The sequence below is a fragment of the Arthrobacter sp. CAN_A2 genome (assembly GCF_015752045.1).
Classification (GTDB): Bacteria; Actinomycetota; Actinomycetes; order Actinomycetales; family Micrococcaceae; genus Arthrobacter_D.
The window spans coordinates 75,451-87,958 of sequence record NZ_JADOUS010000004.1; the positions used below are offsets into that span (position 1 = coordinate 75,451).

The window sequence follows — 12,508 nt, forward strand, 5'->3', positions numbered from 1 at the left end:
AGTCCAGCGGTTCATGTCCACAATCCGGTACCGCAGCCATGACCGCCAGTCGGCGGGCCGGCTCCTATGACTATGAGGTGACCACATGGCTTTGACGCCAGAAGACGTTGTCAACAAGAGGTTCCAGCCGACGAAGTTCCGCGAGGGCTACGACCAGGACGAGGTGGACGACTTCCTCGACGAGATCGTCGTCGAACTCCGCCGCCTGACCTCCGAGAACGAGGACCTGCGCCGCCGGCTCGGGGACGACTCCAAGGACGCCCCGCAGGCCACCGCGATCCCCGCGCCCGTCGCGGCGAGCACCCACACCGAGAGCGCGACCGACGGGAAGGCCGCCCAGGCCGACGACGAGACCAGCCCTGCTGCGATTCCCGCCGTCGCGGCGACCGCAGCCCCCGCGACGTCCGTCACCTCGGCCGAATCCGCCGCCGGCGTCCTCGCCATGGCGCAGCGCCTCCACGACGAGTACGTGAACGCGGGCGTCGAGCAGCGCGACAAGATCATCGCCGAGGCGCAGCTCGAGGCGAACGTCCTCGTCGACGACGCCGAGGAGAAGAGCCGGAAGACCCTCGGGGACCTCGAGGAGCAGAAGTCGGTCCTCGAGCGCAAGGTGGAGCAGCTCCGCGGTTTCGAGCGCGACTACCGTGCACGCCTCAAGGCCTACATCGAGGGCCAGCTCAACGACCTCGACGCCCGCGATTCCCTCGCGACCGAGTCCGCCTCCTAGCGAGACATCCTGGCCCGACCCGCGTCGGGACAGCAGTGGAAGGGCCGGTTGCCGGGGCACGACCCCGGGGACCGGCCCTTCCGGCGTCGGAGCCACCGCGCCACGCGCCCGGGAGCCGTTCCGGCCTCCGGGACTCCCGACGACAGACCACACAGCAACGACCCCTTGGATGGACCGTGAACGAGCACCAGCCCGCCGACACCACCCCCGAGCCCGACGGCGACCCGTCGGGCGCAGCGGACAGCGCCCCAGCGGGCCGGCCGGGACACGGACGTCGCATCCCGGCCCGCTTCGGGCTCCTGATGATCGCGTGCGCCCTGCTCGTCTACGTCGCCGACCAGCTCACCAAATGGTGGGTCGTGTCCACGATGACCGAGGGCCAGATCACTCCGGTCCTCCCGCCCCTGCTCAGCTGGCGTTTCTTCCGCAACCCGGGAGCCGCCTTCTCGATCGGGACGGACTACACGTGGGTCTTCACGATCATCATGGTCGTCGTGTCCATCGCCCTCATCCTCCAGGTGACGAAGGTCGCCTCGCGGGGGTGGTCCGTGGCGCTCGGACTCGTCCTCGGAGGTGCGCTCGGCAACCTGACGGACCGCCTCCTGCGGGAACCGTCGTTCGGCCAGGGCCACGTGGTGGACTTCATCGCCCTGCCGAACTTCGCCATCTTCAACATCGCCGACTCGGCGGTCGTCAGCGGCGTGGCGCTCATCTGCATCCTGACCCTGCGCGGCATCGGGCTGGACGGTCGCCGCACCGACGACGAGCCGACGGACCCGACGACGGACCCGACGAAGCGGGACGATCGTGGCCGGTGACCGCCGGGAGGTCGTGATCCCCGGAGCGGAGGCCGGGAATCGTGCTGACGCCGTCCTCGCCCGCCTGCTGGACGCCTCACGCTCCGCCGTCGCGCAGTGGTGCGCGGACGGGCGCGTGCTGCGCGGGGGCACGCCGCTGGCGAAGTCGGACCGCGTCCACGCCGACGACCGCATCGACGTCGACCTGCCGGATCCCGAGGACAGGCACCGCGTCATCCCGGAAGCGGTCGACGGCATGGGGATCCTGCTCGACGACGAGGACTTCGTGGTCGTGGACAAGCCCGTCGGCGTCGCCGCCCATCCGTCGCCGGGCTGGGTGGGGCCCACCGTCGTGGGGGCACTCGCCGCGGCCGGCTACCGCATCTCGACGTCGGGAGCCCCGGAGCGCGTCGGGATCGTCCACCGGCTCGACGTCGGCACCTCAGGTGCGATGGTGGTCGCCAAGACCGAGCCCGCCTACACGGCCCTGAAGCGCGCCTTCAAGGAGCGCACGGTCGACAAGGTGTACCACGCCGTCGTCCAGGGACTGCCGGAGCCGCTCAAGGGCACCATCGACGCGCCGATCGGACGGCACCCGCACCACGAGTGGCGCTTCGCGGTCATGGAGGGCGGCCGCGACTCCGTGACGCACTACGAGGTGCTCGAGGCCTTCGGCCGGGCGAGCCTCGTCGAGGTGCACCTCGAGACCGGCCGGACCCACCAGATCCGCGTCCATTTCTCCGCACTCCGCCACCCCTGCGCAGGGGACCTCACCTACGGCGCGGACCCCCGCCTGGCCGCGGAACTCGGCCTCACCCGGCAATGGCTCCACGCCCACCGCCTCGGCTTCGCCCATCCGCGCACGGGTGAGCCGGTCAGTGCGACGAGCCCGTATCCGGTGGACCTCGCGTACGCCCTGACGGCCCTGTCCGAGGGCCTGGTGTGACACGCCGGGGCGACCTCGGGCGACGGGCCGGACGGCCCGTCCGGGGGTAGGGGAGCACTAGACTCTGGGGGTGGCTACTCCTGCATCAACAGATTCATTCGTCCATCTCCACAACCACACCGAGTACTCGATGCTCGACGGCGCCGCCCGGCTGACGGATCTCTTCAGCCACACCGAGGAACTCGGTATGAAGGCCCTCGCTACCACCGACCACGGGTTCGTGTTCGGGGCCTTCGACTTCTGGAGCAAGGCCACCAGCGCGGGCATCAAGCCGATCATCGGCGTGGAGGCCTACCTCACCCCGGGGACCGCCCGGAACGACCGCACCCGCGTCCAGTGGGGCGGCGGCGGGCGCGACGACGTCTCCGGCGCCGGCGCCTACACGCACATGACGCTGTGGTCCGAGACCACCCAGGGCATGCACAACCTCTTCCGGATGTCCTCGCTCGCCTCCCTCGAGGGGTACCTCTACAAGCCCCGCATGGACCGCGACCTCCTGCAGACCTACGGGAAGGGCCTGATCGCGACGACGGGCTGCCCGTCCGGCGAGGTCCAGACGAAGCTGCGGCTCGGCCTGTACGACGAGGCGCGGCAGGCGGCGTCGGACTTCCGCGACATCTTCGGGGCCGAGAACTACTTCTGCGAGCTCATGGACCACGGGCTTGACATCGAGCGGAACGTCAAGGCGGACCTGATCAGGCTCGCGAAGGACCTCGGGCTGCCGCTCGTGGCCACCAACGACCTGCACTACACGCACGCCGAGGATTCCAAGGCCCACGCCGCCCTGCTGTGCGTCCAGTCCGGGTCCACCCTCGCGGACCCGAAGCGCTTCAAGTTCGACGCCGACGAGTTCTACCTGAAGTCGCCCGCCGAGATGCGCGCGATCTTCCGCGACTACCCGGAGGCGTGCGACAACACGCTGCTCATCGCCGAACGGTGCGAGGTCGAGTTCAACACCAAGGCCAACTACATGCCCCGGTTCCCCGTGCCGGAGGGCGAGAACGAGCAGTCCTGGTTCGTCAAGGAGGTCGAGATCGGCCTCCAGTACCGCTACCCGGCCGGCGTGCCCGACGACGTCCGCAAGCAGGCGGAGTTCGAGGTCGGCGTCATCACGCAGATGGGCTTCCCCGGCTACTTCCTCGTGGTCGCCGACTTCATCAACTGGGCGAAGAACAACGGGATCCGCGTGGGGCCGGGCCGCGGCTCGGGTGCGGGTTCCATGGTGGCGTACGCGATGCGTATCACCGACCTCGACCCCCTGAAGCACGGCCTGATCTTCGAGCGTTTCCTCAACCCGGAGCGCGTCTCCATGCCCGACTTCGACGTCGACTTCGATGATCGGCGCCGCTCCGAGGTCATCCGCTACGTGACCGAGAAGTACGGCGACGAGCGCGTGGCCATGATCGTCACGTACGGCACCATCAAGGCGAAGCAGGCGCTCAAGGACTCCTCCCGCGTGATGGGGTACCCGTTCTCCACGGGGGAGCGGCTCACCAAGGCCATGCCGCCGGACGTGATGGGCAAGGGCCTGGCCCTGGCCGACGTGCACAACAAGGACGCCAAGAGGTACTCCGAGGCCGAGGAGCTGCGTGAGCTCCTGAAGACCGACGCCGACTCCGAGAAGGTGTTCGAGACGGCCCTCGGCCTCGAGGGGCTGAAGCGCCAGTGGGGCGTGCACGCCGCCGGCGTCATCATGTCCTCCGACCCGCTGATCGACATCATCCCGATCATGCGCCGTGAGCAGGACGGCCAGATCATCACGCAGTTCGACTACCCCACGTGCGAGGGCCTCGGGCTGATCAAGATGGACTTCCTCGGCCTGAGGAACCTGACGATCATCACGGACGCCGTCGAGAACATCAAGGCCAACAAGGGCACCGACCTCGTCCTCGAGGACCTCGAGCTCGACGACAAGGGGTCCTACGAACTCCTGGCGCGCGGCGACACGCTTGGTGTGTTCCAGCTCGACGGCGGCCCCATGCGGTCGCTGCTGAAGCTCATGCGCCCCGACAACTTCGAGGACATCTCCGCCGTCCTGGCGCTGTACCGGCCGGGTCCGATGGGCGTGAACTCGCACACGAACTACGCCCTGCGCAAGAACGGCCTGCAGGACATCGAGCCGATCCACCCCGAGCTCGAGGGGCCGCTCGAGGAGATCCTCGGCGGGACGTACGGCCTCATCGTCTACCAGGAGCAGGTGATGAGCGCCGCCCAGAAGCTGGCGAACTTCACGCTCGGCCAGGCGGACATGCTCCGCCGCGCGATGGGCAAGAAGAAGAAGTCCGAGCTGGACAAGCAGCAGGCCGACTTCTTCGCGGGCATGAAGGCCAACGGCTATTCGCAGGCCGCGATGGACAAGCTGTGGATCGTCCTCGAATCCTTCTCCGACTACGCGTTCAACAAGGCGCACACCGCGGCGTACGGCCTCGTGTCCTACTGGACCGCGTACCTCAAGGCGCACTTCCCGGCCGAGTACATGGCGGCACTGCTCACGAGCGTCGGCGACGACAAGGACAAGCTGGCGATCTACCTCAACGAGTGCCGCCGCATGGGCATCACCGTCCTGCCGCCGGACGTCAACGAGTCGAGCGTGAACTTCACCCCGGTCGGCAAGGACATCCGCTTCGGCATGGGCGCCATCCGCAACGTCGGCGCGAACGTCGTCGGCGCGATGGTGGGGGCCAGGGAGGAGAAGGGGGCGTTCACCTCGTTCAGCGACTTCCTGCAGAAGGTGCCCGCCGTCGTGTGCAACAAGCGCACCATCGAATCCCTGATCAAGGCCGGCGCCTTCGACTCCCTCCGGCATCCGCGGCGGGCCCTGGCGATGATCCACGAGGAGGCCGTGGACTCGGTGATCGTCCTCAAGCGCAACGAGGCGGCCAACCAGTTCGATCTCTTCAGCGCGTTCGACGACGCCGGGGGCGCCGTGGGCGGCCTGTCCGTCGAGGTGCCGGACCTGCCCGAGTGGGACAAGAAGGACAAGCTGTCCTTCGAACGGGACATGCTCGGCCTGTACGTCTCGGACCACCCCCTGCAGGGGCTGGAGGGCATCCTCAGCCAGCACGCCGATTCCTCCATCCCGTCGATCATCAGCGAGGAGGGTCCGGCGGACGGCGCGATCGTCACCATCGCCGGCATGATCACCTCCCTGCAGCGCAGGATCGCGAAGAACAGCGGCAACGCATACGCGCGGGCCGAGGTGGAGGACCTGGCCGGGTCCATGGAGGTCATGTTCTTCGGACAGGTCTACGGCCCCATCTCGGGGGTCCTCGCGGAGGACCTCATCGTCGTCGTCCGGGGCCGCCTGCAGCGCCGTGACGACGGCGCGGTGATGCTCAACGCGCAGGAACTGACGGTGCCGGACCTCAGCGAGGGGCATTCCGGGCCGGTGGTGATCTCGATGCTGCAGCACAAGGCGACGGAGACCGCGGTCACGGCGCTCGGCGACGTGCTGAGGACGCACCCCGGGACCAGTGAGGTGCTGATCCGGCTCAACGGATCACGCAAGGTCGAGGTCATGAAACTGGGCGTGGACCTGCGGGTCAACCCGACGCCGGGCCTCTTCGGGGACCTGAAGGTGCTGCTCGGCCCCGCCTGCCTCGACGCCTGACCCTCGACTCCTGACAGGTCCTGGCGACGGACCGCGTCAGATGACGTAGTCGGTGGCCGTCGGCGTGCCATAGCTGCCGCCGTGGTAGAGCAGGGGCGCGCCGTCGGGGCCGACGGTCCCTGCGACCACCTCCGCGACGACGACGGCGTTGTTCTCGAAGGACAGGCGCATGCTGATGCGTCCCACGAGCCAGCCGGCGACGTCCCGGAGGATCGGCACGCCCTCGGGACCCGGCTCCCAGTGGTCGCCGGTGAACCGGTCCTTCGTGCGCGCGAAACGGTTCGCCAGGCCCTCGTTCTCGGTGCTGAGCATGTGGACGCCCACGAAACTGGTGTTCGCGACCGCCGGCCAGGAGGACGAGGACCGCGCCATGTTGAACGAGAAGCGCGGCGGCTCCGCGGACAGCGACGCCACGGACGTCGCCGTGAAGCCGTAGGGCACGCCGTCGTAGGTGGCGGTGATGATGGCCACGCCGGCGGCGTGGCGGCGGAAGACCTCGCGGAAGGACTCCGCGTGCACGCCCGGCGGCAGGGCCGCGGCCGGTGCTCTGGTGCCTGGGTTGCTCACGGGGTTCCTCCGGGGGATCGACGGCGACGGACACCCCCACCCTAGGCGGGCACCCCGGACGCGTAACGGTTTGTTAATGTAGAAGTCATGCGTGCAAGCAAGGAGCCGGCCACCGGACCGAGCAACTACCCGCCTCCCGTGTACTCCGTGGCCGAGGACCGGCGATCGGTCCCGCCGGCGGGCGTCTTCTGGTGGCTCGGGTCCACGATCCTCCTGGGCGCCCTCCTGGGCGCCGCGTGGTGGCTGCTCGCCCCCACCGGGCGCCTGTTCGGCGATCCGTCCTCCGCCGACCAGTGGCTGCTCCGGGACCTCACCCTCGCGGGCCTCGAACTCGCCGCCGGCATCGCCGTCGGCACGGTGGTCGCGCTGCGGCTCACGCTGCCCGCTGCGGTGGCGCGCATCCTGGCCGCCGTCGGCGGGTCGGTCCTCGGCTCGCTCCTCGCGCTCGGGGTCGGGGAAGGCCTGGCCTACGTGCTCGGACCTCACGGGCAGGACGGCCTGCCCGGCTCCGACTTCCTGCTGCACTCCTACGGCGCCCTCGCGATCTGGCCGGCCGTCGCCGCCATCATCATCTTCGTCACTGCCCTCATCGGCCTCGCGCGCCGCCCGACCTGACAGCCGCACGGTCCGCGGCCGCCCGACGGTGAATCCGCGGGCGGGGCTCCCGATAGACTCTCAGGGTGAATCCAGCGTCCAGCACCTCCCCGACCGTCGGCTTCCGCACCATCGATCTGCGGGGCCGGGCCCTGTCGCCGGGTGACCTGAAGGACCGGATGCCGCGCGCCGCCGCGAACGCCGGGTCCTCGGAGGCCGCCGTGCAGGCCATCATCGACGACGTCCGCGCCCGCGGGACGAAGGCCCTCAGCGAGCTCGCCCTGCGCTTCGACGGCGTCGAGCAGGAGCACCCGCGGGTGCCGACCGAGGTCATCGACGCCGCCCTCGCGGACCTCGACGACGACGTCCGGGCAGCGCTCGAGGAGGCCATCCGGCGGGCGCGCGTCTTCGCCCGCGCGCAGGTGCCGGACGACGTCGAGGTGCAGGTGGCCCCCGGGGCGCTCCTGACCCACAAGTGGATCCCCGTGGACCGCGTGGGCCTGTACGTGCCCGGCGGGCTCGCCGTGTACCCGTCCTCCGTGGTCATGAACGTGGTGCCCGCCCAGGCCGCCGGTGTCGGATCGATCGCCCTCGCCTCACCCCCGCAGAAGGAGTTCGGCGGCTGGCCGCACCCCGTGATCCTCGCCGCCGCCGCCATGCTCGGCGTCACGGAGGTGTACGCGATGGGCGGAGCGCAGGCCGTCGCCGCCCTCGCCTACGGGATCCGGGACGATGCGGGGACCGGGCGGGACATCGACCCCGTCGACGTCATCACGGGCCCCGGCAACGTGTTCGTGGCCACCGCCAAGCGGCTGGTCCGCGGCCAGGTCGGCATCGACTCGGAGGCCGGCACCACGGAGATCGCCGTCCTCGCCGACGCGACGGCCGACCCCGACCTCGTGGCCGCCGACCTCGTGAGCCAGGCCGAGCACGATCCCCAGGCCGCGTCCGTCCTGGTGACGGACTCGGAGGACCTCGCCGCCGCCGTCGTCGGTGCGCTCGGGGTCCGTGCCGCCCGGACGCGGCACGCGGATCGGGTCCGGACCGCCCTGTCCGGGCCGCAGTCCGGCGTGATCCTGGTCGACGACGTCGAGCACGGCATCGCCGTGTGCGACGCCTACGCGGCCGAGCACCTCGAGATCCAGACGGCCGACGCGGCGGTCGTGGCCGGGCGCATCCGCAACGCGGGTGCCGTCTTCATCGGCGCGTACAGCCCGGTCAGCCTCGGGGACTACTGCGCGGGGTCCAACCACGTCCTGCCCACCGGCGGGACGGCCGCCTTCGCGTCCGGGCTCAACGTGACGACGTTCCTGCGCGCCGTCCAGCTCGTGCACTACGACCGCGAGGCGCTGCGCGAGGTCGCATCCTCGATCCTCTCGCTCTCGGAGGCGGAGAACCTCCCCGCGCACGGGGAAGCCGTCGCGGCCCGTTTCGGGGCCGACGCGTCCTGATCCGCCGCCGGCCACGCTTCGCGGCAGCCACGACAGCAGCCACTACATCTGGTAATTACAGTGTTGTTGTTTCACTACATGTAGTCCTAAACTGGTCACGACACGTTGTCGGAACGGCCCACGGAGCGGGAGGGAAGCCATGTACTGTCCCTACTGCCGCAACGCCGACTCCCGCGTCGTCGACAGCCGCCTCGCCGACGACGGATCGGCGATCCGACGCCGTCGCCAGTGCCCCCAGTGCGGCCGCCGCTTCAGCACGGTGGAGACGACGAGCCTCAGCGTCATCAAGCGCTCCGGGGCCGGCGAACCGTTCAGCCGGTCGAAGATCATCAACGGTGTGCGCAAGGCCTGCCAGGGCCGCCCCGTGACCGAGGACGACCTCGCCCTGCTGGCGCAGGAGGTCGAGGAGAACGTGCGGGCCAGCGGCGTCGCGGAGATCGACGCGCACGAGGTGGGGCTCGCCATCCTCGAACCGCTCCGGAAGCTCGACCAGATCGCCTATCTGCGGTTCGCCAGCGTGTACCAGGGCTTCGAGTCCCTCGAGGACTTCGAAGAGGCCATCGGTACCCTGCGCAGGCAGGACGAGGAGAACGGGCAGCGGGTCCCCACCGGGCTGCAGCGACCGTTGACGGCGCACTAGCGCCCCTACAGACCCCGGTGGTGGCTGCGGAGGGGAAGCCGACGCCACCACCGGTTCCACGTCCGGCCCGCTGCGATGCCGGGTCGGACGAACGGTGCAGAAGCCCGGTGCGGATCGTCTCCGTACCGGGCTTCTGCGTACCGAGGTCTACCGTGGGATCAGTCCTTCGTGCCGGAGAGCAGTGCGGCCTGCAGCGCCCCACCGACGATCCCGGCGTGGTTCTTCAGCTGTGCGGGGATGATCGGGGTGCGCAGCTCCAGCGACGGCAGGTACTCGCTGCTCCGCTTCGAGATCCCGCCGCCCACGATGAACAGCTCGGGGGAGAACAGGAACTCCACGTGGGAGAAGTAGCGCTGGAGGCGGACGGCGTACTCGTCCCAGCCGATGCCTTCCCGCTCACGGGCGACGGCGGACGCCTTCGTCTCGGCGTCGTGCCCGTCGATCTCGAGGTGGCCGAGCTCCGCGTTCGGCACGAGCTTGCCGTCGAAGATGAACGCCGAGCCGATGCCCGTGCCCAGGGTGATCACGAGGACCGTGCCCATCCTGCCCTTGCCGGCCCCGTAGCGGACCTCGGCGAGGCCGGCGGCGTCGGCGTCGTTGATCACGTGGACGTCCCGCCCGAGCACCCGGCTGAACAGGCCGTCGACGTCGGTGTCGACCCAGCTCTTGTCCACGTTCGCCGCGGACCGGGCGATACCGTGCTGGATGATGGCGGGGAAGGTGACGCCGACCGGGACATCGGCCGCGGGGCCTTCGGGCCGGGAGGAGAGCTCTGCGACGATCTTGGCCACCACCTCGGCGACGGCCTCGGGCGTCGACGGCTTCGGAGTGGGGATCCGGTATCGATCGCCGACGATCACGCCCTTCTCGAGGTCGACGATGCCGCCCTTGATGCCCGTGCCGCCGATGTCCACGCCGATGACGGTGGCGGGAAGCTTCTTCGATTTCTTCTTGTCGGTGTCCTTGGCCATGATTCTCTCTCGACGGATGGATAGAGGCGTCGTCCGGCGCGTGCCGGACGTGGTCGTGGTGCGGCGTCCGGTCGGGGACCGCAGGCCTGATGCTACGGGAGGGTCAGGATCTCGGCGCCGCGGTCGGTGACCAGGAGAGTGTGCTCGAACTGCGCCGTCCTCTTCCGGTCCTTCGTGACGACGGTCCAGTCGTCCGCCCACATGCTCCAGTCGACGGTCCCGAGCGTGAGCATCGGTTCGATCGTGAAGACCATCCCCGGCTCGATCACGCGGTTGTACGCAGGGGCGGCGTCGTAGTGCGGGATGATCAGGCCGGTGTGGAACGCCTCGCCGACGCCGTGCCCGGTGAAGTCACGGACAACACCATAACCGAAGCGCTTCGCATAGGACTCGATGGTGCGGCCGATGACGTTGATCTCGCGCCCCGGCGCGACCGCGCGGATGGCGCGGCTGAGGGATTCCTTCGTGCGCTCGACGAGCAGGCGGGATTCCTCGTCCACGTCGCCGATGCAGAACGTGTAGTTCGTGTCGCCGTGGACACCGTCCTTGTAGGCCGTGATGTCGATGTTCAGGATGTCCCCGTCCTCGATCACCGTCGAGTCGGGGATGCCGTGGCAGATGACCTCGTTGAGCGACGAGCACAGCGACTTGGGGAACCCCCGGTAGCCGAGGGTCGAGGGGTAGGCGCCGTGGTCGAGCAGGAATTCGTGCCCGACCCGGTCGAGGTGGTCGGTGGTCACGCCGGGCTTCGCCTGGTTGCCGACCTCGACTATGGCCTGCGCCGCGATCCTGCCGGCCACGCGGATCTTCTCGATCGTCTCCGGCGTCTTCACCTCGGACCCAGTGAAGGGCGCCGGCGCCTTGCGGCCGACGTACTCCGGGCGCGCGATGCCCCGGGGAACGGGGCGTTGGGGCGAGACGGTGCCGGGTGTCAGGGTCCCAAGGGGCGCGGTGGCGGAAGTCTGGGGCATACCCTGATCCTATAGTGGGCGCTGGTCGGTCGCCGAAAGGCGCCGCCGTACCGGCCGGCGGATGACACGTTCCGCGCCCGGAGCGAGGAGGTCGACATGACGGAGTACTGGTTCAACGTGCGCACGCACGAGGTCGAGGAGGACCGGCAGTCGGACTGGTCGCAGCTCATCGGCCCGTACACCACGAGGGCCGAGGCCGAGAAGGCCCTCGAGAAGGTCCAGCAGCGCAACGAGGCCTGGGACCGGGACGACGACGCGTAGGCTCCGTCCCTCCAGCGGCTAGAACGTGTGCTCGGGGCCGGGGAACGTGCCCGCCCGGACCTCGTCGGCGTAGGCACGGGCGGCCTCGGTGAGGACGCTCCGGACGTCCGCGTACTGCTTGACGAACCTCGCCTGCCGCCCACCGCGCAGCCCCGCCATGTCCTGCCAGACCAGCACCTGGCCCGTCGTGCCGGGCCCGGCCCCGATGCCGATCGTCGGCACGTGGACGGCGGCCTCGACGGCGTCCGCCGTCCCGCTGGGCACCATCTCCATGAGCACGCAGAACGCACCCGCGTCGGCGAGGGCGACGGCGTCGTCGACGATCCGCTGCGACGTGTCCCCGCGGCCCTGGACCCGGTACCCGCCGAGCGCGTGCTCGCTCTGCGGCGTGAAGCCGACGTGCGCCATGACCGGGATGCCCGCTCGCACGAGTGCCCGCACCGTCTCCGCGTAGTCGGCGCCGCCCTCCATCTTCACCGCGTGCACCAGGCCCTCCTTGAGGAGGCGCACCGAGGACTCGACGGCCTGCTGGGGTGATACCTCGTAGCTGCCGAACGGCAGGTCGGCGACGACGAGGGCCCGCCGGGCCGCCGTGCTCACCGCCCGGCTGAAGAGGATCATCTCGTCCAACGTGATGGGCAGCGTCGTGGCATGCCCGAGGACGTTGTTGGCCGCCGAATCGCCGACCAGGAGTATCTCGATGCCGGCCTCGTCGAACACCTGTGCCGCGTACTGGTCGTAGGCCGTCAGCATCGCGAAGCGCGTGCCGTTCTCCTTCGCCTGCTGCAGGTGGTGGATACGGATGCGACCGGTCGGGGTGCCTGTCGGCGGGGTCGGCGTCGTGCCTGCTCCCGCTCCGTAGGGGGCGGGCAATTCGGCGGAAGTCATGACACGAGACTATCGGACGGCCCTGCGTCGTCCGTGGCCGGTCCCGCGGGTGCGGACCCGTCCCGGACGCCCGGACCCGTGCGGC

General features: G+C 69.8%; 12 protein-coding genes. 8 read left to right on the plus strand and 4 right to left on the minus strand.

The window, feature by feature from the left end:
• Window positions 1–85 precede the first annotated feature (85 nt).
• From IWX63_RS06290 to dnaE, 4 genes are all read left to right on the plus strand, one after another.
• Window positions 86–727, plus strand: coding sequence for a DivIVA domain-containing protein (locus IWX63_RS06290; RefSeq protein WP_199277316.1), 642 nt, complete (start codon window positions 86–88; stop codon window positions 725–727).
• A 278-nt stretch (window positions 728–1,005) separates the two neighbouring features.
• The gene (gene lspA, locus IWX63_RS06295; protein WP_334685712.1) at window positions 1,006–1,545 is read left to right on the plus strand and encodes a signal peptidase II; all 540 of its coding nucleotides are present in this window, start codon (window positions 1,006–1,008) and stop codon (window positions 1,543–1,545) included.
• Window positions 1,535–2,470, plus strand: a complete 936-nt coding sequence (locus tag IWX63_RS06300) for an RluA family pseudouridine synthase (RefSeq protein ID WP_199277317.1) — start codon at window positions 1,535–1,537, stop codon at window positions 2,468–2,470. The genes lspA and IWX63_RS06300 overlap by 11 nt, the downstream gene beginning before the upstream one ends.
• Window positions 2,471–2,540: 70 nt before the next feature.
• Window positions 2,541–6,080, plus strand: coding sequence for a DNA polymerase III subunit alpha (gene dnaE / locus IWX63_RS06305; RefSeq protein WP_334685693.1), 3,540 nt, complete (start codon window positions 2,541–2,543; stop codon window positions 6,078–6,080).
• A gap of 36 nt (window positions 6,081–6,116) precedes the next feature.
• On the opposite strand, the gene IWX63_RS06310 is transcribed toward dnaE, so the two are convergent.
• A complete protein-coding gene (locus tag IWX63_RS06310) occupies window positions 6,117–6,611 on the minus strand; it encodes a flavin reductase family protein (protein WP_199277514.1) in 495 nt (164 codons plus the stop codon).
• Window positions 6,612–6,734: 123 nt separating this feature from the next.
• Here IWX63_RS06310 and IWX63_RS06315 point away from each other — a divergent pair, with 123 nt between their 5' ends.
• The 3 genes from IWX63_RS06315 (at window position 6,735) to nrdR (ending at window position 9,332) form a co-directional block, all read left to right on the plus strand.
• Window positions 6,735–7,262, plus strand: a complete 528-nt coding sequence (locus tag IWX63_RS06315; RefSeq protein ID WP_199277318.1) for a hypothetical protein — start codon at window positions 6,735–6,737, stop codon at window positions 7,260–7,262.
• A gap of 65 nt (window positions 7,263–7,327) precedes the next feature.
• Window positions 7,328–8,692: a histidinol dehydrogenase gene (gene hisD / locus IWX63_RS06320; RefSeq protein WP_334685695.1), complete on the plus strand. Its 1,365-nt coding sequence runs from the start codon at window positions 7,328–7,330 to the stop codon at window positions 8,690–8,692.
• A 139-nt stretch (window positions 8,693–8,831) separates the two neighbouring features.
• Complete coding sequence (gene nrdR, locus IWX63_RS06325; RefSeq protein WP_199277319.1) at window positions 8,832–9,332, plus strand: transcriptional regulator NrdR; 501 nt, start codon at window positions 8,832–8,834, stop codon at window positions 9,330–9,332.
• A 158-nt stretch (window positions 9,333–9,490) separates the two neighbouring features.
• Here the strand turns inward: nrdR and ppgK are convergent, their stop codons facing one another.
• The gene (gene ppgK, locus IWX63_RS06330; RefSeq protein ID WP_199277320.1) at window positions 9,491–10,303 is read right to left on the minus strand and encodes a polyphosphate--glucose phosphotransferase; all 813 of its coding nucleotides are present in this window, start codon (window positions 10,301–10,303) and stop codon (window positions 9,491–9,493) included.
• 92 nt (window positions 10,304–10,395) lie between these two features.
• The gene (map, locus tag IWX63_RS06335; RefSeq protein ID WP_199277321.1) at window positions 10,396–11,274 is read right to left on the minus strand and encodes a type I methionyl aminopeptidase; all 879 of its coding nucleotides are present in this window, start codon (window positions 11,272–11,274) and stop codon (window positions 10,396–10,398) included.
• Window positions 11,275–11,370: 96 nt separating this feature from the next.
• On the opposite strand from map, the gene IWX63_RS06340 reads away from it, so the two are divergent.
• A complete protein-coding gene (locus tag IWX63_RS06340) occupies window positions 11,371–11,535 on the plus strand; it encodes an SPOR domain-containing protein (RefSeq protein WP_199277322.1) in 165 nt (54 codons plus the stop codon).
• Window positions 11,536–11,553: 18 nt separating this feature from the next.
• Here IWX63_RS06340 and panB read toward each other — a convergent pair whose 3' ends face one another.
• Entirely contained in the window at window positions 11,554–12,423 is an 870-nt protein-coding gene (gene panB, locus IWX63_RS06345; protein WP_199277323.1) for a 3-methyl-2-oxobutanoate hydroxymethyltransferase, read from the minus strand.
• Window positions 12,424–12,508: the final 85 nt, after the last annotated feature.

What these genes read in the sequence shown, in the direction of transcription:
- IWX63_RS06290 (WP_199277316.1), top strand. Translation starts at nt 86, where the DNA reads ATGGCTTTGACGCCAGAAGACGTTGTCAACAAGAGGTTCCAGCCGACG.
- IWX63_RS06315 (WP_199277318.1), top strand. Translation starts at nt 6,735, where the DNA reads ATGCGTGCAAGCAAGGAGCCGGCCACCGGACCGAGCAACTACCCGCCT.
- nrdR (WP_199277319.1), top strand. Translation starts at nt 8,832, where the DNA reads ATGTACTGTCCCTACTGCCGCAACGCCGACTCCCGCGTCGTCGACAGC.
- ppgK (WP_199277320.1), bottom strand. Translation starts at nt 10,303, where the DNA reads ATGGCCAAGGACACCGACAAGAAGAAATCGAAGAAGCTTCCCGCCACC.
- map (WP_199277321.1), bottom strand. Translation starts at nt 11,274, where the DNA reads ATGCCCCAGACTTCCGCCACCGCGCCCCTTGGGACCCTGACACCCGGC.
- IWX63_RS06340 (WP_199277322.1), top strand. Translation starts at nt 11,371, where the DNA reads ATGACGGAGTACTGGTTCAACGTGCGCACGCACGAGGTCGAGGAGGAC.
- panB (WP_199277323.1), bottom strand. Translation starts at nt 12,423, where the DNA reads ATGACTTCCGCCGAATTGCCCGCCCCCTACGGAGCGGGAGCAGGCACG.